This window comes from Mycobacterium interjectum (assembly GCF_900078675.2).
Classification (GTDB): Bacteria; Actinomycetota; Actinomycetes; order Mycobacteriales; family Mycobacteriaceae; genus Mycobacterium; species Mycobacterium interjectum.
This window is the reverse complement of sequence record NZ_LT546237.1, coordinates 2,849,018-2,870,536: the sequence shown is the minus strand read 5'-3', so window position 1 is coordinate 2,870,536 and position 21,519 is coordinate 2,849,018. Positions and strand designations below refer to the sequence as shown.

Sequence of the window (21,519 nt, the reverse complement as noted above, 5' to 3'; positions counted from 1 at the left end):
GGCAATATCGAACGCGTGGCGTTGGTGTTGCTGTACCTGGTGGTGCTGGTCCTGGTGGCGATCGTGCTGTTCGGCGCGGCCAGCCTGCTGTTCGGCCGCGGTGAGCAGCTGCCGCCTTTGCCGCGGGGGACGACGGCGACCGTGCTGCCCGCCTACGGCGTCACCGGAGCCGACGTCGACGCCGTCAAGTTCACCCAGGTGCTGCGCGGATACAAGACCAGCGAGGTGGACTGGGTGCTGGCCCGGCCCGCCCGCGAGCTCGAGGCGCTGCGGGGCCAGCTGGCGGCGGTGCACGCCCCGCCGGTCTCCGACAGCGAGACCGAGGGCGAGCCCGATTCCGTGGAACCCGGGGGCGGCGAGGATCGTCAGGACTCAATGTGAGCGATGACGGGCTGGTGCGGTGCGGCTGGGCGGCCATTCGTCCCGGGCCGGACTTCGAGATGTACCGCGACTACCACGACCAGGAATGGGGCCGGGCGTTGCACGACGGGGTGGCGCTGTTCGAGCGGATGAGCCTGGAGGCCTTCCAGAGCGGCCTGTCGTGGCTGATCATCCTGCGCAAACGGGAGAACTTCCGGCGCGCCTTCGACGGGTTCGACATCGAGACGGTCGCCGGCTACACCGATGCCGACGTGCAGCGGCTGATGGCCGACACGGGGATCGTCCGCAACCGGGCCAAGGTTGACGCGACCATCGCCAACGCGCGCGCCGCCGCCGAGCTGGGTTCCGCCGAGGACCTGTCCAAGCTGCTGTGGTCGTTCGCGCCGGCACCGCGCCCCCGCCCCGCCGACGGCTCCGAAATTCCCTCGGCCAGCCCCGAATCCAAGGCGATGGCCGCCGAGCTGAAACGGCGCGGGTTCCGCTTCGTCGGGCCGACCACCGCCTACGCGCTGATGCAGGCGACCGGCATGGTCGACGACCATATTCGCGGTTGCTGGGTGCCGGCAAACGCACGTTGAGGGGCCGATGAGGCGTCAGAAGCGGGTCTTGGTGTAACTGCCGCCCCGGATAGGGAACAATGGGGGGGTGATTTGGCAGTTCAATGTCGGGTATGGCTGGAAATCCACTGGCGGGGCATGCCCGGCGCCGACCAGGTCCGCGACGCCGGGCCAGCTCGAATCTGGAGGGAGCACTCGATGGCGGCGATGAAGCCCCGTACCGGAGACGGTCCTTTGGAAGCGACCAAGGAGGGGCGCGGCATCGTTATGCGGGTACCGCTCGAGGGAGGCGGTCGGCTGGTCGTTGAGCTCACGCCCGACGAAGCAGCCGCCCTCGGCGACGAGCTCAAGGGCGTCACCAGCTAGGCCGGCTTACGCCGACACCTTCCGGTAGATCTCCAGCGTCTGCTCGGCCGCGTGGGCCCAGGAGAAGTCCTCGACGCAGCGCTGGCGTCCCGCCTCGCCGTAGCGCTTAGCCTTGTCGGGGTCGGCGACCAGTTCGTTGACCGCTTCCGCCAGTCCCGCCTGGAAGCCGGCCGGATCGTCGGCGTCGTAATGCACCAGTGACCCGGTGCGCCCGTCCCTGACCACCTCGGGTATCCCGCCGACGTCCGAGGCCACCACCGCCGTGGCGCACGCCATCGCCTCGAGGTTGACGATCCCCAACGGCTCATACACCGACGGGCATACGAAAACCGTTGCCGCCGACAGTATTTCCCGCAGCTCCCCGGTCGGCAGCATCTCCCTGATCCAGAACACCCCGTCCCGGTCGCGGGCCAACTCGGCCACCGCGGCCCGGATCTCCTCGGCCAGCTCCGGGGTGTCGGGAGCGCCCGCGCACAGCACCACCTGCACCCCGGGGGCAAACCGGTGCGCGGCCGCCACCAGGTGGGCGACGCCCTTCTGCCGGGTGATGCGCCCGACGAACGCCACCACCGGCCGGTTCGGGTCCACGCCGAGTTCGGCCAGCACGGAACCGGTTTGCATCGGGCCGGCGGGGTGCCACACGGTGGTGTCGACGCCGTTGCGGACGACGTGCACCAGGCTTGGATCCAGCGTGGGGTAGACGCGCAGGATGTCTTCGCGCATCGCCGCGCTGACCGCGATGACGGCGTCGGCGGCCAGCACCGCGGTCCGCTCCACCCACGTCGACACCCGGTAGCCGCCGCCGAGTTGTTCGGCCTTCCACGGCCGCAGGGGTTCGAGCGAATGCGCGGTCAGGACGTGTGGGATGTCGTAGAGCAACGCGGTCAGATGCCCGGCCAGGCCGGCGTACCAGGTGTGCGAATGCACGACCGTGGCCGCCGACGCGGCGTTGGCCATCATCAGGTCCGCGGACAGGGTGGCCAGCGCGGGGTTGGCGCCGTGGATGCGCGGGTCGGGTTGCTGCGCGAAGGCATCCGGGCGGGGGGCTCCGATGCAGTGCACGTCGACCGCGCACAGCCGGCGCAGCTGCGCGACGAGCTCGGTGACGTGTACCCCGGCCCCTCCGTAGACCTCGGGTGGGTACTCCCGAGTCATCATCGCCACCCGCATACTCCGCACGGTAGTTCGGCGAGCACGCCGCCCGCGAGTCGGGCGGCGGAGAAACGCGAAAAAAATTGTGACGATGCGGCCCGCGAGTGAGATTGCGCAATAATGGCAGGTATCGGGTTGTGAAACTTGGCGAGAACTAAACCAAATACCTTGACAGACAGTCCGTCAGAACGGCGGCCACCGGGGATTTCCCCTGGCAGCGGTTGGCGGCGGCCGATAGTTTGGGAGCCATGAGGGAAGCGCCACACGTGCTGGGCATTGTCCTGGCCGGGGGTGAGGGCAAGCGGTTGTATCCGCTGACCGCGGACCGGGCCAAACCCGCGGTTCCCTTCGGCGGCGCCTACCGGCTGATCGACTTCGTGCTCTCCAACCTGGTCAACGCCCGCTATCTAAGGATCTGCGTTCTCACCCAATACAAGTCGCATTCACTCGACCGGCACATTTCGCAGAACTGGCGCTTGTCCGGCCTGGCCGGCGAGTACATCACGCCGGTGCCCGCGCAGCAGCGCCTCGGCCCGCGCTGGTACACCGGCTCCGCCGACGCGATCTACCAGTCGCTCAACCTGATCTACGACGAAGACCCCGACTACATAGTCGTTTTCGGCGCCGACCACGTGTACCGGATGGACCCCGAGCAGATGGTCGGGTTCCATATCGACAGCGGGGCCGGCGCGACCGTGGCCGGCATCAGGGTGCCGCGCAGCGACGCCTCCGCGTTCGGCTGCATCGACGCCGACGACTCCGGCCGCATCCGCGGTTTCTTGGAGAAGCCGCTGGATCCGCCGGGCACCCCCGATGACCCCTCGTCGACGTATGTGTCGATGGGCAACTACATCTTCACCACCAAGGTGCTCATCGACGCGATCCGCGCCGACGCCGACGACGACCACTCCGATCACGACATGGGCGGCGACATCATCCCGCGGTTGGTGGAGGACGGGATGGCCGCGGTGTACGACTTCTCCGACAACGAGGTGCCCGGCGCCACCGACCGCGACCGGGGCTACTGGCGCGACGTCGGGACGCTGGACGCCTTCTACGACGCGCACATGGACCTGGTCTCGGTGCATCCGGTGTTCAACCTGTACAACAAGCGCTGGCCGATTCGTGGCGAGTCGGAGAACCTGGCGCCGGCCAAGTTCGTCAACGGCGGCTCGGCCCAGGAGTCGGTGGTGGGTGCCGGCAGCATCATCTCGGCGGCCTCGGTGCGCAACTCCGTGCTGTCGTCGAACGTCGTGGTCGACGACGGCGCGATCGTGGAGGGCAGCGTGATCATGCCGGGCGCCCGGGTCGGCCGCGGGGCGGTGGTGCGCCACGCGATCCTGGACAAGAACGTCGTCGTCGGGCCCGGGGAGATGGTCGGGGTCGATCTCGAGAAGGACCGCGAGCGCTTCGCGATCAGCGCCGGCGGCGTGGTCGCCGTCGGCAAGGGCGTCTGGATCTAGCCCGGGTTAGCTTGCCGAGCAGACACAGAATCGCGCGGTTTCATGATGAAACGTGCGATTCCGCGTCTGCTCGCGCCTCTTAGGGGACCTCCGGAACCAGCAGGTGCGCGTCATGGCGTGGGCCCCAGTGCAGGGTGACGCGACCGCGGGGTGAGTTCGCATANCTCGGCCGCGCCGACGGCGCCCGCACCCGCGAGGGCGGTCAGGTCGGCGAGCGACAGGGGCTCCGCCACGGCGAGGTAGTCCAGCACCGCCCGGGCCGGGGCGGGCAACTCGGCGAGGAACGCGTCGACCTCGGCGCGACTGGTCTCGCCGGGCGCCTCGATGTCGATCCGGTCCAGCAGGCCGTCGGTCCACAGGGCCGCGATCGCCTCGGGAGCCCTGTCGGTGCGGGCGGTGACGATCATCCGGGCCGTGCCGGCCAGCGCCAACTGGTACACCAGCGTGGCCGACAGCACGTCGAGCTCGTGCGCGTCGTCGACCACGAGCAGCAGATCACCCTGCCCGNGTCGGGCACAGCCACCGCCCGGCGACCACCAGCCGCAGCTGTTCGCCGGCGCGGAACAACGTCGCCGACGGGCCCAGCGCGACATCGACCGCGACCACCTCGCCGGCGGAAACGGGCCGCGGCTCCGCGCAGGCCGCGACGGGCTCCCACGGCCGCGAAAGTTCGCGGTCCAGCCCCCGCAGCGAGACCCGCTGCCACCCGGTGGTGACCCGGTCGCGGCCGTAGCCGTAGGACCCCTCGAATGCGACGAACCGGCCGGCGCGCCACTTCTCCACGCCGACGAACAGGTTGGCGTCGTCGCAGCCATCCAGCGAGACCCACAACCGGGCGGCCATCGGGCCGGTCAGCTCGATGTCCGCCGGCACCATCCAGCTGAATGCCGCTGCGCGGGAGCGTGTTTGGAACGCGATGCCGCCGTCCTCGGCCGGAAGGTCCGGCGCAAGCTTCCCGGCGCCAGCCAAATACAAAGGACGCCAACGGGTTCGGGGCAGCGGCCAGTCTGCCTCCTCGCGCACCGTGGCGATAGTGTCGCGGTCCTCGCGCACCTCGAGGCGGACGCTGCGGGAACCGCCGGCGCCGTCGAGCACGCCCCGGAAGAAGTCGAGCTGCTCGGCCCGCGCCGCGTCGGAGTAGAAGGTCGCCCATTTGCCGGCGCGGTGCGTGTAGAGGCGGGTATGGGCGGAGCCGGCGCGCGCGAAAGCTCGGATCGACCCGCGGCTGTGCAGGTTGTTGTCGGAGAAGCTGCCGCAGACCAGCATGGGCACCTTGACGGCGGACAGGTCGGGCGCCACCGAGCGCCAGAAGTCGTCGCGCAGCGGGTGGGAATCCTGCATCCCCTCCAGGTCGTAGGCCTGTCGCGTGTCGCGGCGCAGGTTGCGCGACCAGATCCGGGTGAAGCCCACTTCGCGCACGCCGCCGGGAAAGGTCAGGTCGCGATACGCGTCGGTGAAGCCCTCCCACGGGCAGATCGCCCGCAGTGCCGGCGGCTGCAGGGCCGCCACGGCGTATTGGCTGATCGCCAGGTAGGAGACCCCGAGCATGACGACGCGGCCGTCGCACCACGGCTGGGCGGCGATCCACTGCACGAGGTCGTAGCTGTCCTCGGCCTCCTTGCGCGACAACAGGTTTCCGGTGCCGTCGGAATGGCCGCAGCCGCGCGAGTCGGCGTTGACCACGGTGAAGCCCTGCACGGTCCACCACGCCGGGTCCGGTGCCTCCCAACCGGTCAGCGCCGAGAACCTCACCGGTCGGGGCTGGCGCAACACCCGGTATTGCACCGAGAAGGTCCACCTGTTGCCCTTCCGCCTCGGCAGGTTGTCCTTGCCGTACGGGTGGACGCTCAGGATGACCGGCCGCGGGCCGCCGTCGGGCTTCCGGTGGACGTTGATGCGCAACGCCGTCCCGTCGCGGGTGGGGACGGCGATGTCACGCTCGACAAGGAGGTCGGGGGGCGGATCGGTGACCGTGATCGGCGGTTTGGCGATGCTGTGAAGCCGCACTAGCGCATACCGGATGGCCCCGGGGCGTCGCCACGGGCGGTCCAGGGCCGGTACCGAATTTCGCGCCACGCCAATACCTTAGGCGCACCTGCCCGGCCGCTACCACACGTTGGGCACCAGCCGGTAGCGCACGTGCTGCGCGTACTCCCGGTACCCGGGCAAGTCCTGGGTGAGCAGCTTCTCCTCGTCGAGGATGCGGAAGACGAGCACCGCGACGCCGGGGGGCACGAAGAGCAGGCCCCAGTAGGAACCGAGGGCCAGGGGCATCCCGACCATCATGATCACGTTTCCGACGTACATCGGATGCCTGACGAATTTGTAGACGCCGCCGGAGGCCACCTGCTGGCCCGTCTCCACCGTGACGGTGGCCGCCGCGTAGCTGTTCTGGATGATGACCAGCATCGCCAGGCCCAGCCCGGTCGCCACCAGGATGTCGCCGAGCACGGATACCCACGGCGGCACCGTCGACCAGCTCATCCGATGGTCGAGGGCGCTGAACGCCATCATCGCGAAGAGAATCACGAATGAGCTTGTGATGATGACCTTTTGGGCGGCCCTCGTTTCGGCCCGCGGCCCGGCGTGCATGCGGCGCTGCAGGGCCGCCGGGTTGGCCCGCGCCAGGTAGATCGTGGGGCCGAGCGACGCCGCGGTGAACACGGCGATGAAAGCCCACGCCTGCCAATAGTGCAGCGTGCCGGCCGGTCCGAAGAGAATGAGGCCAACCGCGAGGGTTCCGAAGACCGAGGATGCCGTCAGTCGAACAGCGGTTTTCATGATCGTGCCCTCCCTAGCAACGTAGATCGCGACGCCGAAAAGCCATGGCGCCCAAGAGGATCAGCGCAGCGTCGATGGCCAGCAGCCACAGCAGCGGCACCGCGGTGAAATCGGCCCCGACCCGCGGGGTGTGGGCGAACGGTTCCAGGTCGAGCAACCACTGCGGGAACCGGGCCAACTCGCCGATCAGGTACACGGCGACGAACGCGACCAGCACGCCCCACGCCACTGGCGTGAACCGCGGTGCCACCCCGAACACCGCGACCGTGACGGCGGCGAGCAGCCAGACGGCGGGCAGCTGCGCGGCCGCGGTGCCGACGACGATGGCCAGCTTGCCGCCGACGTCGCCGGCCGCGATGCCGTAGACGAGGCCGCCGGCCACGCCGCTGACCAGCATCGCGACCGCGGACCCGGCCACCGCGGCGACCAAATGGCTTGCCAGCCAATGAGTTCGGGAGACCGCGCCGGCCAGCGCCGTCTCGGCGCGCTGGCCGGACTCCTCTTGATGCAATCGCAGGGTGAGTGAGATGGCGAACGCCGCGGCGACCATGCCCATCATGGCGTATGCCACGGCGATGAAGGCCTCCTCCAGGGCGGAGGTGCCGCCCATCCGCGCGACGATGTCACGCACGACGGTGCTGCCGCCCAGCTGGTCGCCGATGCCGTGCACCACGCTGCCCATCAGCAGCCCATACAGGCACAAGCCCACCGTCCATAGCAGCAGCGCGCCGCGATCGAGCCGCCACGTCAGGCCGTCGACGCCGCGCAGGGCCGCCCCGGCGGTGCCGGGGCCGGCGCGTTCGGCGAGGAGTCCGGCGCCCACGTCGCGGCCGGCGAGCAGCCGATAGGCCACCAGGGTGAGCGCCGCCGTCGTCACCAGGTGCAGCAGCAGAACCCACCAGCGATCCCCGGCGTACGGCCGTACCTGCAGCGACCACCCCAGCGGCGACAGCCACGACAGCCCGCCGCCGCCCGCGTCGCCGACGGCGCGCAGCGTGAACGCGGCCCCCAGCACGGCGAACGCGGCGCCGCGGGCGAACCGGGCGCTCGGCGACAGCTGGGCGGTCACCGCGGCCACCGCGGTGAAGACCAGCCCGGAGCCGGCCAGCGCCGCCCCGAACGCCAGCGACCCGCCCGCCGGGACGTCGGTGCTCAGCAATCCGGTCGCCCCGATCGCGCCGGTGGCGATGGACGCCCCGAATGACAACAGCAGCGCCGCGCTCAGGCCGGCGTACCGGCCGATCGCGGTCGAATCCACCAGCTCGGTGCGGCCGGTCTCCTCGTCGGCGCGGGTGTGCCGGATCACGGTGAGGATGACGGCCACCGCGATCAGCAGGTGGAACATGCCGGCCTTCCAAATGCCCACGGCCCCAAGGCTGTCGTTGTAGACCTGGCCATAGAGCGCGCGCTGGGCCGGGCTGGCCATGATGGAGGCCGCGAAGCCGGCGCGGTCGGCCCGGGTGGGGTAGACCTTTTCGATGCTGCCGACGTACACCGTGGCCAGCGGCACCGATAGCAGCAGCACCCACAGCGGCAACGAAACGCGGTCGCGGCGCAGGTAGAGCCGCAGCATGCTCAGCGTGCCGGAGAAGTTGGAACCGGCCCGCGGCGCCGGCCGCGCCGGGCGCGGCCGATCCAGCGTCGGGGTGCTCATGCGGAGACCTTGTCCGTGGTGTCGTAGTGGCGCAGGAAGAGTTCCTCGAGCGTCGGGGGCTGGCTGACCAGGCTGCGCACGCCGGCGTCCCCAAGCGCCCGGATGAGTGCGCCCAGGCTTTCGCTGTCCACCTGGGCGCGCAGCGTGTTGCCGTCGATGCTGACGTCCTCGACGCCCCGGATGCGGGTGATATCGCCCGGGTCGCCGATCATTTCGGCCTTGATCGAGGTGCGGCTGAGGTGCCGCATCGACTCCAGCGAGCCGCTCTCGACGGTCTTGCCGGCGCGGATGATGGTCACCCTTTCACACAGCGCTTCCGTCTCGGCCAGGATGTGGCTGGACAGCAAGACCGTCGTGCCGCGGTCGCGCGCCTCGCCGACACACTGCTGAAAGATGTTCTCCATCAACGGGTCCAGGCCGCTGCTCGGCTCGTCCAAAAGGAGGAGCCGAGCGTGCGAGGAGAACGCGGAAATCAGGGACACCTTTTGCCGGTTGCCCTTCGAGTAGGTGCGCGCCTTCTTGTGCGGGTCGAGGTCGAAGCGCTCGATCAGCTCGGCGCGACGCCGTTCGTCGATGCCGCCGCGCATGCGGGCGAGCAGGTCGATGGTCTCGCCGCCGGTCAGCGACGGCCACAGGGTCACATCGCCCGGCACGTAGGCGATGTGGCGGTGCAGGGCGACCGCGTCGGTCCACGGATCGCCGCCCAGCAACCGAACGGTTCCGCCGTCGGCCTGCACCAGGCCCAGCAGGACGCGGATGGTCGTCGACTTGCCGGCCCCGTTCGGCCCGAGGAACCCGTGCACCTCGCCCTCGTGCACCGTCAAATCCAGGCCGTCCAGGGCGCGCACCGCGCCGAAATTCTTGGTCAGGCCGCGGATTTCGATGGGTGCGACGTTGTCAGCTGGCATGGGGTCCTCCTTGATCGTCGGCGGCCAGAAATGCGTCGTACATGGTGCGGTCCACCATCAGGCCCTCGGTGTAGATCTCCAGGGCCGGCAGGATCATGTCGCGGGCGTAGTCGCGCAGAACCGCACGCAAATCCGTTGGCGTGTCGTGCATTTGTATGTAGAGCAGGAGGCTGCCACCCCCGGTGATGCCGAGATATTTGGCCCGGGCCTTCGGGTCACGGCTAGGCTTGATCGTGCCGGCCCGCACGCCCTCTTCCATGTACTCTTCGACATTGGCAATCATGTTGTGCCACAACATCTTCGCGAGGTCGCCGCCGGTCTGCATGCTGCGTACCAGGTAGGCGGTCATCGGGGCGAATTCTTCGATTTCGGCCAGTTGCGCGAACCAGGTGGCAGGGTCGTTGGACTTGATCGTCTCCGACTTGGTCTCGCGGATCTGTTCGGCCACGTAGTCGTCGCAAGCCTTGCGCAGGCCCTCCTTGGAGCCGAAGTGGTGAATGACCAGTGCGGCGCTCACGCCCGCCGCCTCGGCGATGGTGCGCAGGCCCACGTCGAACCCGCGGTCGCCGAACCGCTCGATGGCCGCGTCCCGGATCCGGGCGGCGGCGGTCAGGTCGGCTGAACGCATGTTCAGTACGCTAAACGCGCGTTCAGTCGGCGGTCAAGGGGGCGCGCCGTCAGGAATCCGTAAATATCGAACTGCGGCCCAGAGGTCTCGGGCTTCGCACAACTCCGGCACCCAGAGCCCGGGTGGCTTCAACGGGAGCCGGTCTCCGTCGGCGCGGCGGAAGGGTGTTAGTCGCGGACGGCCGCCAGCAGCCCGTCGCCGAGCGGCACCAGTGCCGGGGTGAGCCGCTCGTCCTCGGCGATGAGGCGGGCCGCCTCTCGCACCGCACTCACCTCGGCGTCGCGCGCCGCGGGATCGCCCGCCCGGCCGCCCAGCGCCGCGCGGTGCACCACGATGACCCCCCCGGATCGCAGCAGCCGCACGCCCTCGACGACGTAGTCGGGCTGGTCGATCGGGTCGGCGTCGATGAACACCAGGTCATAGGACTCGTCGGCGAGCCGGGTGAGCACCTCCTGGGCGCGCCCGCTGATCAGCCGGGTGCGCGAGGGTCCGATGCCGGCGTCGGAGAAGGACTGCTTGGCGAGCCGCAGGTACTCGGGCTCGATGTCGATCGTGGTCAAGACGCCGTCGTCGCTCATGCCCGACAGCAACCAGAGCCCGCTGACCCCGGCGCCGGTGCCCACCTCGGCCACGGCCTTGCCGCCGCTGAGCTTGACCAGCAGGCTCAACAGTCCCCCGACCGCCGGCGTCACCGCGCCGGCGCCGATCTCCACGGCGCGTTCGCGGGCCGCCGCCAGCAGCGCGTCCTCCGAGATCGACGCCTCGGCGTGCGCACAGAGTGACTCGGCTCGACTGGTGGCCGTCTGGCCGGGGGCTGCTGCGTCGGTGCCGTCCATGCCCCGCAGCGTATTCCAATTCGCCGCGCGGCCGGGCAGGCGCGCCTGATTCGATCCTTCCCGACGCGCCCGGCCGCCGCGCGGCGACGCAACTCACTCGGCCAGGGGTTCGCGCTGTTCAGCGCAGGTAACGATCTGGTTTCTCAGCCAAACCTCAGACTGCTCCTATGTCGTGCATACGCCGATAGGCGACGGTATCCCTATGGAACGGGGTGTGCGGGGGACCGGGAATAGTTCTGGCCGGACGGGGAATACGCGATGGCAGCTCCGTGTTGACGTGGGCGATGAGCTGCCAGGCTTCTACGGCAGGGAAAATCCGGAGGATTCAATCAGTACAGCGCTTTTGAGCCCAACCACGATGTCGCACGCCCAGGACCGCCCTGACGACGGATGGGTGGAGACGACGGACGCGTTGCAGGGCACCGCGGTGTTCGACGCGACCGGGGACAAGGCGACGATGCCGTCGTGGGACGAGCTGGTGCGCCAGCACGCCGACCGGGTGTACCGGCTGGCCTACCGCCTCTCCGGTAACCAGCAGGACGCCGAGGATCTGACCCAGGAGACCTTCATCAGGGTCTTCCGCTCGGTTCAGAACTACCAGCCCGGGACCTTCGAAGGGTGGCTGCACCGCATCACCACCAACCTGTTCCTCGACATGGTGCGCCGGCGCGCGCGCATCCGCATGGAGGCGCTGCCCGAGGACTACGACCGGGTGCCCGCCGACGAACCCAACCCCGAGCAGATCTATCACGATTCGCGGCTGGGGCCCGACCTGCAGGCCGCGCTGGACTCGCTGCCGCCGGAGTTTCGCGCCGCGGTCGTCCTGTGTGACATCGAGGGCCTGTCCTACGAGGAGATCGGCGCCACGCTCGACGTCAAGCTGGGCACCGTGCGCAGCCGCATCCACCGCGGGCGCCAGGCGCTGCGGGACTACCTGGCCGCACATCCCGAGCACGGGCTGCACGCCGAGTCGGCGTAGCAGCACGCGGCCGCCGAACGGCTTCTCCACAGCCGAATAACACCGTTGGACCGAAGAATCCGACGGCTTTGCGCGCTGTAGGCGCGGTATGGGGGGTGACCTCGCGCTACATTCGTGGAAGGGCGGCAAAGAAAGGAACTGGTGATGGCGGACCGAGGAGAGGTGTTTCGCCGCGCGTTCTCCTGGCTGCCCGCACAATTCGCCTCCCAGAGCGACGAGCCCGTCGGTGCGCCCCGCCGGTTCCGTTCCACCGAGCACCTGTCCATCGAGGCGATCGCCGCGTTCGTCGACGGTGAGCTGCGGATGAACGCGCACCTGCGCGCCGCGCACCACCTCTCGCTGTGCCCGGAATGCGCGGCCGAGGTCGAGGACCAGGGCCGGGCGCGTGCCGCGCTGCGCGACTCCAATCCGATCCGCATCCCCAGCAACCTGCTGGGGCTGCTGTCCGAGATCCCGCACCACCCGTCGGACGACGACGCGTCCGAGCGCGATACGCGCGACCAGCGTAAGCGCCGATAATCGCCGCACCCGTGGATACTAGGGTGGACAAGCACGATGCCGCCGCGGCGCAAAGCGCCCGGTAAGCGGCCGTCTCGAACGCTCAAGAAGAGGATCCAAACGTAACGTGACCTCCGACGGCAACAACAGGGGCAACGACAGCGGCAACGCCGACGACAACGGCGGAGACCGCCTGGCGCCGCGCCCCATCTCCCGGCCACCGGTCGACCCCGCATCGCGTCAGGCGTTCGGCCGTCCCACCGGGCTTCGAGGCTCCTTCGTGGCCGAGCGGGTGCGCCCACCGAAGTACCGCGAGCAATCCGAGTTCAGGCCGCACGATCCGGCGTCGGATCCTGTCCTCGAGGAGGCCTTCAGCCGGCCCGATGGGACCGTGGACACGCTGCAGCGCCACCCGATCGACGCCGGCGCGCTGGCCGCCGAGCAGGACGGCGCCGAGCCCGAGGGGGCGGAAGACCCGTGGCGCGACCCCGGCGCCGCCGCCGCCCTGGGGACCCCGGCCGTCGCGCCGGCGGGACCGCAGGCCGTGCCGGGTTACGGCGGCAAGCTCGGGGTGCGCGACGTGTTGTTCGGCGGCAAGGTGTCCTACCTCGCGCTGGCCGTCCTGCTGCTGATCGCCCTGGTGATCGGCGTGCTCGGCGGGGTGATCGGCCGCAAGACCGCCGAGGTCGTCGAGGCGTTCACCACCTCGAAGGTGACGCTGTCGACACCCGGCAATTCTGAGCCGCCGGCGGGCCGGTTCGCCAAGGTCGCGGCCGCCACCGCCAACGCCGTGGTCACCATCGAGTCGAAGAGCGATCAGGAGGGCATGCAGGGCTCCGGGGTGGTCATCGACGGCCGCGGCTACATCGTCACCAACAACCACGTCATCTCCGAGGCGGCCAACAACCCCAGCCAGTTCAAGACGACCGTGGTGTTCAACGACGGCAAGGAGGTGCCGGCCAACCTGGTGGGCCGCGACCCCAAGACCGACCTGGCCGTGCTCAAGGTCGACAACGTCGACAACCTGAGCGTGGCCCAGCTGGGCGACTCCAGCAAGGTGCGTGTCGGCGACGAGGTGCTGGCCGCGGGCGCGCCGCTGGGCCTGCGCAGCACCGTGACCCACGGCATCGTCAGCGCGCTGCACCGCCCGGTTCCGTTGTCGGGCGAGGGCTCCGACACCGACACCGTCATCGACGCGATCCAGACCGACGCGTCGATCAACCACGGCAACTCCGGTGGCCCGTTGATCAACATGGACTCCCAGGTGATCGGCATCAACACCGCGGGTAAGTCGTTGTCCGACAGCGCAAGTGGGCTCGGCTTCGCGATCCCGATCAACGAGGCCAAGCAGGTGGCCCAGACGCTGATCAAGGATGGGAAGATCGTGCACCCGACGCTGGGTGTCAGCACCCGGTCGGTGAGCAACGCGATCGCCTCGGGCGCGCAGGTCGCCAACGTCAAGGCGGGCAGTCCGGCCCAAAAGGGCGGGATCCTGGAGAACGACGTGATCGTGAAGGTCGGCAACCGCAAGGTCGCCGATGCCGACGAATTCGTCGTCGCCGTGCGACTGCTGACCATCGGCCAGGACGCCCCGGTGGAGGTGGTCCGCGACGGCCGGCACGTCACGCTGACCGTGAAACCTGATTCGGATAACGGCTAAGTGTTCGGCAACCTGAGCTGGGAGCACATCCTCGTCCTCGTCGTGGTCGGGCTGGTGATCCTCGGGCCCGAGCGGCTCCCGGGCGCGATCCGCTGGACGTCGAACGCGCTGCGGCAGGCGCGTGACTACCTCAGCGGCATGACGACCCAGCTGCGCGAGGACCTCGGACCCGAGTTCGACGACCTGCGCGAGCCACTCAGCGAGTTGCAGAGGCTGCGCGGCATGAGCCCGCGCGCCGCGCTGACCAAGCATCTGTTGGACGGCGACGACTCGTTTTTGACCGGAAACTTCGACAGGCCGGTCAACGGGGCGCCACCACAGCCGGCGGAGCCCACGCGGCCGGCACAGCCGTCGCAGCCCGAGCAGCGCAACGGCGGCCCGGCGCCGTTCGACGCCGACGCGACCTAGCGTCGCGTCGGGTCCAGCCCCAGCGATACGCCCGCCAGCCCGCGCTTGCGCGACGAGAGGCTGTCGGCCACGCCGCGCAGCTCCTTGCCGACGGGGGAGTCCGGGGCGCTCAGCACGATCGGGACGCCGGCATCGCCGGCCGCGACCAGAGCCGGGTCCAGCGGGATCTGGCCCAGCAGCGGCACGTCGGCGCCGACCGCGCGCGACAGCCGCTCGGCGACCTGCTTTCCGCCGCCCTCGCCGAACACCTGCATGGTGGTCCCGTCGGGCAGCACCAGCCCGGACATGTTCTCGACGACGCCGACGAGGCGCTGGCGGGTTTGCAGCGCGATGCTGCCGGCCCGTTCGGCGACCTCGGCCGCGGCCAGCTGCGGCGTGGTCACCACCAGGATCTCCGCGTTGGGGATCAGCTGGGCCACCGAGATGGCGACGTCGCCGGTTCCCGGCGGCAGGTCGAGCAGCAGCACATCCAGGTCGCCCCAGTAGACGTCGGCCAGGAACTGCTGCAACGCGCGGTGCAGCATCGGCCCCCGCCACACAACCGGGGCGTTGCCCTGGGTGAACTGGGCGATCGAGATGACCTTCACCTCGTGGGCGATGGGCGGCAGGATCATCGACTCGACCTGGGTGGGCCGGTCGGTGGTGCCCATCATCCGGGGGATGGAATGGCCGTGAATGTCGGCGTCGAGCACGCCGACGGACAGCCCGCGGGCGGCCATCGCCGCGGCCAGGTTGACGGTGACCGTCGACTTCCCGACGCCCCCTTTCCCGGAGGCGACGGCATACACCCGGGTCAGCGAGCTGGGCTGGGCGAACGGGATGACGGGCTCGCGGGCGTCGCCGCGCAGCTGCTTGCGCAGCTCGGTGCGCTGCTCGTCGTTCATCACGTCCAGGCTGACCTTGACGGCCCCGGTGCCGGGGACGTCGGCGACCGCGCTGGTGACCCGTTCGCTGATCTCGGTCTTCTTCGGGCAGGCGGCGGTGGTCAGGTAGATCGCGACGTGCACGCCGCCGTCGGGTTCGACGTCGACGCTCTTGACCATCCCGAGTTCGGTGATCGGGCGGCGCAATTCGGGGNGGGGGCGGCCTCGGCGATGTGGAAGGCGGTGGGTGTGCGGTCGGCGGCGATGACGACCGGCCCGGAGGTGTCGGGGACGCTCGGCGACACGGCGGCGACGGGGTAAATGGCGGCGCGCACCGGCGCGCCCTGGCTGTGGCCGGGTGGGACCTTCGCGTGAACTTCGGGTCCCGAGCCCCCGACCGCCCCGGCGAAGACGAGGGGGGCGATCACCGCGACGCCGAACGCGGGCGTCTTTGTCACGCGGAGTTTCGTCACGCGAAGTGCTCGCTGTCGCACGGCAGCGGCGGCCGGGCGTGGACTCCAGCGTCCCCCAATGCGCACTCGACCGTCCTAAAAGGTCGGGAAACTACTGCTTAGCTTCGTGAACCAGATCACAATACATAACCCCCGTGACGGGAGTGGCGCAATGGGGGAATTGATTATTACCGGGATTTCTTAGCGATCCGCTCCCAGTCATCGCTCACCCCCGCGGCCTGCCCTTCCGCGCCCTCCGGCAGTAACTCGGTCAGCATAGAACGCAGGTCTTCCAGCTCGTGGCGGAGGTACTCGCGCGTCACGACCTCGCCCACGGCCAGCCTCAGCGCGGCCAGTTCGCGGGCCAGGTACTCGGTGTCGGCCTTGGTCTGCGCGGCCCGACGGCGGTCCTCTTCGAGCGCGACCCGGTCCCGGTTCTCCTGGCGGTTCTGGGCCAGCAGGATCAGCGGCGCCGCGTAGGCGGCCTGCGTGGAGAAGGCCAGATTGAGCAGGATGAACGGGTACGGATCCCAGCGCAGCTGGGCCGCGGAGACGTTCAGCGCGATCCACGCCAACACGAGGATCGTCTGGATCAGCAGGTAGCGGCCGGTGCCGAAGAAACGCGCGATGGACTCGGTGACCTGCCCGACGGCCTCGGGGTCGACGCGCGGCGAATACCTGCGGGAGGCCCGCGGGGTGTAGAGCCTTCGTGTTGCCGTGGATCTGCTCACCCGGGCCCTCCCAGTCGTCGTTCGATCCGGCCGGTGGTGTCCAGCTGCTGCACATCCACGCGCCAGTCGTGCGGTAGCAGGTGGTCGAGCAGGTCGTCCACGGTTACCGCTCCCAACAGATGGTTCTGGTCGTCGAGCACCGGCCCGCACACCAGGTTGTAGGCGGCGAGATAGCGGGTGACCGCGCCCAGTGGCGTCTCCGGCGTCAGGGTCAGCAGGTCGCTGTCGACGATCCCGCCGACCAGCTCGGCCGGCGCCTCGCGGAGCAGCCGCTGCAACGGAATGCAGCCCAGGTAACGCCCGGTGGGGGTGGCCGTCGGCGGGCGCGCCACGAACACCATCGATGCCAGGGCGGCGGTGAGGTCGGGGTCGCGCACCCGGGCCAGCGCCTCGGCCACCGACGTGTCCGGCGTCAGCACCACCGGGTCGGAAGTCATCAGCCCGCCCGCGGTGTCGGGGGAGTGGGTCAGCAGCCGGCGCACCGGCTCGGACTCGTCGGGGTCCATCCGGGTGAGCAGCATCTCGGCGTCGGTCGGGTTCAGCACGCCGAGCAGGTCGGCGGCGTCGTCGGGGTCCATCTCCTCGAGCACGTCGGCCGATCGGTCGGTGCCCAGCTGGGAGAGGACGTCGGCCTGATCCAACTCGGGCAGCTCCTGCAAGACGTCGGCCAGCCGCTCGTCGTCGAGCGCCTTGAGCACTTCGTAGCGCCGCTTGGGCGGCAGCCCGTGGATGACGTCGGCGACGTCGACGGCCCGGCGCCCCTCGAACTGGGCGAGCAGCTGGGCCACCCCCTGGTCCGGCAACGCCAGCGCCGACGGCGTCAGGCCCTGCACGTTCTGCCAGTCCACCACGTGGACGGGGCCGCGCCGTCCCAGCCTTCGCTGGCTGCGGACGGCGACCCGGGTGACCATCCAGTCTCTGGTTCGGGTCTGTTCGATGCCCAGGTCGGTGATCACCACGTCGAGGCCGGCCAGCTCGGGAAGTTCGGGATCGTTGACCTTGACCGGGGTGTCGAGGATCTGGCCCATCGCCAGCACCTCGCCGGGGCGTTGCTGAAAGTGGCGCAGGGACACGCTGCCGGTGTTGAGCGTCACCGCGTTGGGCTCGATCGCGGCGACCCGCAGCATCGGAATGAAAATGCTGCGGCGCGTGGCCAAATCGACGATCAGTCCCAGGACGCGGGGCTGCTGGCGGACGATGCTGATGCTGATCACGACATCGCGGACGCGGCCGAAGTTTTCGCCGAGTGGACCCAGCACCAGCATCCGCGGGAGCCGCGCGACGTACACCCTGTTGACCGGTCCCATGCAGGAGAGCCTATTCAGCCGCCGTGCGGACGGCGGGCGGGCCATGCCGTGTTCGGCGAAGTGTCGCCGCTAGCGCGAGTGGATGCTGAACATCGCGATGATCAAGAACACCACCAGGGTGCCGACGCCGAGCACGATGCCGGTGATCGCCAGGCCGTAGCCCTCCTGGCGGGTCTGTTTGATCTGGTTGAGCGCGACCGCGCCCAGCACGATGGCCGCGACCGAGCCGATGACACAGCAGAGGAAACCGGTGAACGACGCGATGAGCGAGGCGATNCGGGCGGGGGTGGCGGGGGTGGCGGCGCGAACGGCGGTTGCCCGAACGGCGGTTGCCCGAACGGCGGTTGCCCGAACGGCGCCGGCGGTGCCGGGTTTTGCGGGCCGATGCAAATCACGGTGCAGCCGGGCAGCTGCGTCGGCGCCTGCTGCGGCGTGGGTTGCATCCACGGGAACATCGGCTGCTGGCCGGTGGGCGGCGTCCCGCTCAGGTCGATCAGCGGTGTCCGCGCGAAGAAGTCGTCCGACGGCAGGCCGATGACGTTCATCGGCAGGTTGGGCCCCAGCCCCTCCGGATGATCGTCGTGCGCATTGCCGAGCGGCGGCGGCGGTCCGGTCATCGGCGGCAGGTCGACCGGGACCACGCCGGTGGCGTACGCGGCGGCCCAGCCCAGCACGTTCTGCGCGTAGGGCACCGAGTTGTTGTAGCGCAGGATCGCCGACATCACCTGCATGGGGTCGCGGAGGTTGAGCCCGCCGCTGCACAGGTATCGGGCGGCGGCCAGCGCGGCGTCGAACAGGTTTTGCGGATCGGCGGTCCCGTCGCCCTTTCCGTCGACGGCGTACCGCGCCCAGGTGCCGGGCAGGAACTGCATCGGCCCCATGGCGCGCGCGTAGGTGGGGCGATTACCGACCGTGCTCTGCAGGATGACCTCGTTGCCGGGCAGCGTGCCGTCCAGCGAGGGGCCATAGATCGGGACGACCGCGGTGCCGCGCGCATCGACGGCCCCACCGCCCGCGTGGCCCGACTCGATGCGCCCGATCCCGGCCAGCAGGTTCCAGCTGACGCCGCAGCCCGGGGCGGCGACGGCCATCTTCTGTTCGGCGCTGCGGTAGGCGGCGAGGGCGATAGACGGAATGCNCGGCGGCCGCGCGGCGCGGCGGGCCCTCGCTCCCGACCCCGCCCAAAGGTTGGCCGGTCGGGTCCTACCCGACCTACGCCGAGGCGCAGCGCGCCGTCGACTACCTGTCCGACCAGCAGTTCCCGGTGCAGCAGGTGACCATCGTCGGCGTCGACCTCATGCAGGTCGAACGGGTCACCGGCCGGCTGTCGTGGCCGAAGGTGCTCGGCGGCGGCGTCATCAGCGGGGCATGGCTCGGCCTGTTCATCGGGTTGGTGCTCGGCTTCTTCAGCCCCAACCCCTGGGCCGCGCTGGTCACCGGCCTGGTCGCCGGAGTGTTCTTCGGCTTGATCACCTCTGCCGTCCCCTACGCAATGGCCCGTGGCACAAGGGATTTCAGCTCGACTATGCAGTTGGTGGCCGGCCGCTACGACGTGCTCTGCGATCCGCAAAACGCAGAGAAGGCGCGGGATCTGCTGGCGCGCCTGGCGATCTGAATTGGTGGGCAGGCGTCGCGGGCGCGCGCGCCGAATAGGCGCCACCGCCCTGGCGATGCTCACGATCGCGTCGGTGCCTTCGGCCTGCGGGTCGCCCGGGGGCGGTCTGGTGATCAGCTTCTACACGCCGGCCACCGATGCGGCCACGTTCACCGCGGTCGCGCGGGAGTGCACGAAGAAACTTGGGTTTACGATCCGGCACGTCAGCTTGCCCAGGGGGCCGGGGGAGCAGCGGGTGCAGCTGGCCCGGCGGCTGAGCGCCCACGACCGCGGGCTGGACGTGATGGCGCTGGACGTGGTCTGGACCGCGGAGTTCGCCGAGGCCGGTTGGGCGCTGCCGCTCTCCGCCGACCCGGCGGGGCGGGCCGAGACGGACGCGACCGTCGACACCCTGCCGGGCCCGCTGGCGACGGCTCGCTGGAAACGCGAGCTGTACGGCGCACCCGTGACGACCAATACTCAATTACTTTGGTACCGAACGGATTTGGTGAACCCACCGCCGATGACCTGGGACGCCATGGTGGCCGAGGCCGCCCGGCTGCACGCCGCGGGCCTGCCCGGCTGGATTGCCGTGCAGGCCAACGAGGGCGAGGGCCTGGTGGTGTGGTTCAACACGCTGCTGGTCAGCGCGGGCGGCCAGGTGCTCTCCGACGACGGCACGCGGGTCACGCTGACCGACACGCCCGCGCACCGGGCCGCCGCCGTCGCCGCGTTGCGGGTCCTCAAATCGGTGGCCACCGCACCCGGGGCCGACCCGTCGATCAGCCGGACCGACGAGGGCACCGCACGGTTGGCGGTGGAGCAGGGTAAGGCCGCGCTCGAGGTCAACTGGCCCTATGTGCTGGCGTCGCTGCTCGAGAACGCGGTGAAGGGCGGCGTGCCCTTCCTGCCGCTGAACCGGGACCCGGCGTTGGCCGGCAGCGTCAACGACGTCGGCACGTTCGTGCCCAACGACGAGCAATTCCGCATCGCGTATGAGGCCAGCCAAAAGGTGTTCGGTTTCGCGCCCTATCCCCGGGTGGCGCCGGGCCGGCCGGCCAAGGTGACGATCGGCGGGCTGAACCTGGCGGTGTCCAGCACCACCCGGCACCGCGCCGAGGCGTTCGAGGCGGTGCGCTGCCTGCGCAGCCTGGCCAGCCAAAAGTATGTGTCGATCGAGGGCGGCCTGCCCGCGGTGCGCACGTCGCTGTATTCCGATTCGCAGTTTCAGGCCAAGTATCCGATGTACAGGGCGATCCGCCGGCAGCTCACCGACGCCGCCGTGCGTCCGGCGACACCCGTGTATCAGGCGTTGTCGCTGCGGCTGTCGACGGCGCTCAGCCCGATCGGCGAGATCGATCCGGAGCGCACGGCCGACGTGCTCACCGCGCAGGCGCAGCAGGCGATCGACGGGAAGGGCCTGCTGCCGTGAGCGCCCCCGAGCGGCGACTTGGCCTGATGCTGGTCGCACCGGCGGCCATCTTGATGCTGGCGGTGACGGCGTATCCGATCGGTTACGCCGTGTGGCTCAGCCTGCAGCGCAACAACCTCGCCACCCCGCACGACACCGCGTTCATCGGGTTGGGCAACTACCAAACGATTTTGACCGACCGGTATTGGTGGACCGCGCTGGCGGTGACGCTGGGTATCACGGTGGTGTCGGTGTCGATCGAGTTCGTGCTGGGCCTGGCCCTGGCGCTGGTGATGCATCGCACGCTGGTCGGAAGGGCCCTGGTGCGCACCGCGGTGCTCATCCCGTACGGCATCGTCACCGTCGTCGCCTCCTACAGCTGGTACTACGCCTGGACGCCGGGCACCGGCTACCTGGCCAACCTGTTGCCGCACGGTAGCGCGCCGCTGACGCAACAGATCCCGTCGCTGGGCATCGTCGTGCTGGCCGAGGTCTGGAAGACCACGCCGTTCATGTCGCTGCTGCTGCTGGCCGGGTTGGCGCTGGTCCCCGAGGACCTGGTGAAGGCCGCGCAGGTCGATGGTGCCGGCGCGTGGCGGCGGCTGACCCGGATCATCCTGCCGATCATCAAGCCGGCGGTGGTGGTCGCGCTGCTGTTCCGCACGCTGGACGCCTTCCGCATCTTCGACAACATCTACGTGCTGACCGACGGCGCCAACAACACCGACTCGGTGTCAATCCTGGGCTACGACAACCTGTTCAAGGGCTTCAACGTCGGGCTGGGCTCGGCGATCAGCGTGCTGATCTTCTGTTGCGTGGGCATCATCGCGCTGGTGTACATCAAGGTGTTCGGCGCCGCCGTGCCCGGTGGCGATGGCGATGGCCGCTAA

Annotated in this window: 19 protein-coding genes and 5 pseudogenes; 11 read left to right on the top strand and 13 right to left on the bottom strand. The window is 69.8% G+C overall.

What is annotated here, in order from left to right; genetic code table 11:
* Nucleotides 1-15: 15 nt before the first annotated feature.
* The 3 genes from BN4348_RS48150 to BN4348_RS48140 all read left to right on the top strand — a co-directional run bounded on the left by BN4348_RS48150 (nucleotide 16) and on the right by BN4348_RS48140 (nucleotide 1,304).
* The gene (locus tag BN4348_RS48150; protein ID WP_066914808.1) at nucleotides 16-381 is read left to right on the top strand and encodes a DivIVA domain-containing protein; all 366 of its coding nucleotides are present in this window, start codon (nucleotides 16-18) and stop codon (nucleotides 379-381) included.
* Entirely contained in the window at nucleotides 378-959 is a 582-nt protein-coding gene (locus tag BN4348_RS48145) for a DNA-3-methyladenine glycosylase I (protein WP_066914806.1), read from the top strand. Before BN4348_RS48150 ends, BN4348_RS48145 begins: the two co-directional genes overlap by 4 nt.
* 177 nt (nucleotides 960-1,136) lie before the next feature.
* Nucleotides 1,137-1,304 carry a DUF3117 domain-containing protein gene (locus BN4348_RS48140; protein WP_003406247.1) on the top strand — a complete coding sequence of 56 codons (168 nt, stop codon included), beginning with the start codon at nucleotides 1,137-1,139 and terminating at the stop codon, nucleotides 1,302-1,304.
* A 6-nt stretch (nucleotides 1,305-1,310) separates the two neighbouring features.
* Here BN4348_RS48140 and glgA read toward each other — a convergent pair whose 3' ends face one another.
* Complete coding sequence (glgA, locus tag BN4348_RS48135; protein ID WP_066914802.1) at nucleotides 1,311-2,474, bottom strand: glycogen synthase; 1,164 nt, start codon at nucleotides 2,472-2,474, stop codon at nucleotides 1,311-1,313.
* 230 nt (nucleotides 2,475-2,704) lie between these two features.
* Between glgA and glgC the strand changes: the two genes are divergently transcribed.
* Nucleotides 2,705-3,919, top strand: coding sequence for a glucose-1-phosphate adenylyltransferase (gene glgC, locus BN4348_RS48130; RefSeq protein WP_066914800.1), 1,215 nt, complete (start codon nucleotides 2,705-2,707; stop codon nucleotides 3,917-3,919).
* Nucleotides 3,920-4,429: 510 nt separating this feature from the next.
* Here glgC and BN4348_RS48120 read toward each other — a convergent pair.
* The 6 genes and pseudogenes from BN4348_RS48120 to BN4348_RS48095 all read right to left on the bottom strand — a co-directional run.
* A pseudogene (locus BN4348_RS48120) lies at nucleotides 4,430-5,995 on the bottom strand (CocE/NonD family hydrolase); the annotation flags it as partial.
* Nucleotides 5,996-6,025: 30 nt separating this feature from the next.
* Complete coding sequence (locus BN4348_RS48115; RefSeq protein ID WP_066914796.1) at nucleotides 6,026-6,700, bottom strand: methyltransferase family protein; 675 nt, start codon at nucleotides 6,698-6,700, stop codon at nucleotides 6,026-6,028.
* A 13-nt stretch (nucleotides 6,701-6,713) separates the two neighbouring features.
* Nucleotides 6,714-8,354, bottom strand: a complete 1,641-nt coding sequence (locus BN4348_RS48110; RefSeq protein WP_096866177.1) for an ABC transporter permease — start codon at nucleotides 8,352-8,354, stop codon at nucleotides 6,714-6,716.
* Nucleotides 8,351-9,262 (bottom strand): ABC transporter ATP-binding protein, encoded by a 912-nt coding sequence (locus BN4348_RS48105; RefSeq protein ID WP_066914794.1) that lies wholly within the window; start codon nucleotides 9,260-9,262, stop codon nucleotides 8,351-8,353. Before BN4348_RS48105 ends, BN4348_RS48110 begins: the two co-directional genes overlap by 4 nt.
* The gene (locus tag BN4348_RS48100) at nucleotides 9,252-9,890 is read right to left on the bottom strand and encodes a TetR/AcrR family transcriptional regulator (protein WP_066914792.1); all 639 of its coding nucleotides are present in this window, start codon (nucleotides 9,888-9,890) and stop codon (nucleotides 9,252-9,254) included. Before BN4348_RS48100 ends, BN4348_RS48105 begins: the two co-directional genes overlap by 11 nt.
* Before the next feature lie 167 nt (nucleotides 9,891-10,057).
* Nucleotides 10,058-10,726, bottom strand: coding sequence for an O-methyltransferase (locus tag BN4348_RS48095; protein ID WP_066914790.1), 669 nt, complete (start codon nucleotides 10,724-10,726; stop codon nucleotides 10,058-10,060).
* Between the two features lie 202 nt (nucleotides 10,727-10,928).
* On the opposite strand from BN4348_RS48095, the gene sigE reads away from it, so the two are divergent.
* From sigE to tatB, 4 genes are all read left to right on the top strand, one after another.
* On the top strand, nucleotides 10,929-11,705 hold the full coding sequence (gene sigE, locus BN4348_RS48090; RefSeq protein WP_066914789.1) for an RNA polymerase sigma factor SigE: 777 nt from the start codon (nucleotides 10,929-10,931) through the stop codon (nucleotides 11,703-11,705).
* Nucleotides 11,706-11,849: 144 nt separating this feature from the next.
* The gene (gene rseA, locus BN4348_RS48085) at nucleotides 11,850-12,224 is read left to right on the top strand and encodes an anti-sigma E factor RseA (RefSeq protein WP_066914787.1); all 375 of its coding nucleotides are present in this window, start codon (nucleotides 11,850-11,852) and stop codon (nucleotides 12,222-12,224) included.
* Nucleotides 12,225-12,330: 106 nt separating this feature from the next.
* On the top strand, nucleotides 12,331-13,863 hold the full coding sequence (gene htrA, locus BN4348_RS48080) for a serine protease HtrA (RefSeq protein WP_066914785.1): 1,533 nt from the start codon (nucleotides 12,331-12,333) through the stop codon (nucleotides 13,861-13,863).
* Nucleotides 13,864-14,271 carry a Sec-independent protein translocase protein TatB gene (tatB, locus tag BN4348_RS48075; protein ID WP_066914783.1) on the top strand — a complete coding sequence of 136 codons (408 nt, stop codon included), beginning with the start codon at nucleotides 13,864-13,866 and terminating at the stop codon, nucleotides 14,269-14,271. It abuts the gene before it with no gap.
* On the opposite strand, the pseudogene BN4348_RS48070 reads toward tatB, so the two are convergent.
* The 6 genes and pseudogenes from BN4348_RS48070 to BN4348_RS48050 form a co-directional block, all read right to left on the bottom strand.
* A pseudogene (locus BN4348_RS48070) lies at nucleotides 14,268-15,347 on the bottom strand (Mrp/NBP35 family ATP-binding protein); the annotation flags it as partial. The gene tatB and the pseudogene BN4348_RS48070 overlap by 4 nt on opposite strands.
* A pseudogene (locus BN4348_RS61700) lies at nucleotides 15,317-15,673 on the bottom strand (hypothetical protein); the annotation flags it as partial. The pseudogenes BN4348_RS61700 and BN4348_RS48070, both read right to left, overlap by 31 nt.
* A gap of 101 nt (nucleotides 15,674-15,774) precedes the next feature.
* Nucleotides 15,775-16,317: a DUF1003 domain-containing protein gene (locus BN4348_RS48065; protein WP_066914781.1), complete on the bottom strand. Its 543-nt coding sequence runs from the start codon at nucleotides 16,315-16,317 to the stop codon at nucleotides 15,775-15,777.
* Nucleotides 16,314-17,624 carry a magnesium transporter MgtE N-terminal domain-containing protein gene (locus BN4348_RS48060; RefSeq protein ID WP_066914779.1) on the bottom strand — a complete coding sequence of 437 codons (1,311 nt, stop codon included), beginning with the start codon at nucleotides 17,622-17,624 and terminating at the stop codon, nucleotides 16,314-16,316. The genes BN4348_RS48065 and BN4348_RS48060 overlap by 4 nt, the downstream gene beginning before the upstream one ends.
* Before the next feature lie 69 nt (nucleotides 17,625-17,693).
* Nucleotides 17,694-18,014, bottom strand: coding sequence for a DUF4190 domain-containing protein (locus BN4348_RS62895; protein WP_235852915.1), 321 nt, complete (start codon nucleotides 18,012-18,014; stop codon nucleotides 17,694-17,696).
* Nucleotides 17,906-18,760, bottom strand: a pseudogene (locus BN4348_RS48050) (lytic transglycosylase domain-containing protein); the annotation flags it as partial. The gene BN4348_RS62895 and the pseudogene BN4348_RS48050, both read right to left, overlap by 109 nt.
* A gap of 8 nt (nucleotides 18,761-18,768) precedes the next feature.
* Between BN4348_RS48050 and BN4348_RS48045 the strand changes: the two are divergent.
* The 3 genes and pseudogenes from BN4348_RS48045 to BN4348_RS48035 all read left to right on the top strand — a co-directional run.
* Nucleotides 18,769-19,239: pseudogene (locus tag BN4348_RS48045) on the top strand (general stress protein); the annotation flags it as partial.
* A gap of 55 nt (nucleotides 19,240-19,294) precedes the next feature.
* Nucleotides 19,295-20,650, top strand: coding sequence for an extracellular solute-binding protein (locus BN4348_RS48040; protein ID WP_066914775.1), 1,356 nt, complete (start codon nucleotides 19,295-19,297; stop codon nucleotides 20,648-20,650).
* A 26-nt stretch (nucleotides 20,651-20,676) separates the two neighbouring features.
* Nucleotides 20,677-21,519 (top strand): carbohydrate ABC transporter permease, encoded by an 843-nt coding sequence (locus tag BN4348_RS48035; RefSeq protein WP_066914998.1) that lies wholly within the window; start codon nucleotides 20,677-20,679, stop codon nucleotides 21,517-21,519.

Coding starts and splice junctions, on each gene's coding strand:
- BN4348_RS48140 (WP_003406247.1), top strand. CDS start 1,137: ATGGCGGCGATGAAGCCCCGTACCGGAGACGGTCCTTTGGAAGCGACC.
- glgA (WP_066914802.1), bottom strand. CDS start 2,474: ATGCGGGTGGCGATGATGACTCGGGAGTACCCACCCGAGGTCTACGGA.
- glgC (WP_066914800.1), top strand. CDS start 2,705: ATGAGGGAAGCGCCACACGTGCTGGGCATTGTCCTGGCCGGGGGTGAG.
- BN4348_RS48115 (WP_066914796.1), bottom strand. CDS start 6,700: ATGAAAACCGCTGTTCGACTGACGGCATCCTCGGTCTTCGGAACCCTC.
- BN4348_RS48110 (WP_096866177.1), bottom strand. CDS start 8,354: ATGAGCACCCCGACGCTGGATCGGCCGCGCCCGGCGCGGCCGGCGCCG.
- BN4348_RS48105 (WP_066914794.1), bottom strand. CDS start 9,262: ATGCCAGCTGACAACGTCGCACCCATCGAAATCCGCGGCCTGACCAAG.
- BN4348_RS48100 (WP_066914792.1), bottom strand. CDS start 9,890: ATGCGTTCAGCCGACCTGACCGCCGCCGCCCGGATCCGGGACGCGGCC.
- BN4348_RS48095 (WP_066914790.1), bottom strand. CDS start 10,726: ATGGACGGCACCGACGCAGCAGCCCCCGGCCAGACGGCCACCAGTCGA.
- sigE (WP_066914789.1), top strand. CDS start 10,929: ATGGAACGGGGTGTGCGGGGGACCGGGAATAGTTCTGGCCGGACGGGG.
- rseA (WP_066914787.1), top strand. CDS start 11,850: ATGGCGGACCGAGGAGAGGTGTTTCGCCGCGCGTTCTCCTGGCTGCCC.
- BN4348_RS48060 (WP_066914779.1), bottom strand. CDS start 17,624: ATGGGACCGGTCAACAGGGTGTACGTCGCGCGGCTCCCGCGGATGCTG.
- BN4348_RS48040 (WP_066914775.1), top strand. CDS start 19,295: ATGCTCACGATCGCGTCGGTGCCTTCGGCCTGCGGGTCGCCCGGGGGC.
- BN4348_RS48035 (WP_066914998.1), top strand. CDS start 20,677: ATGCTGGTCGCACCGGCGGCCATCTTGATGCTGGCGGTGACGGCGTAT.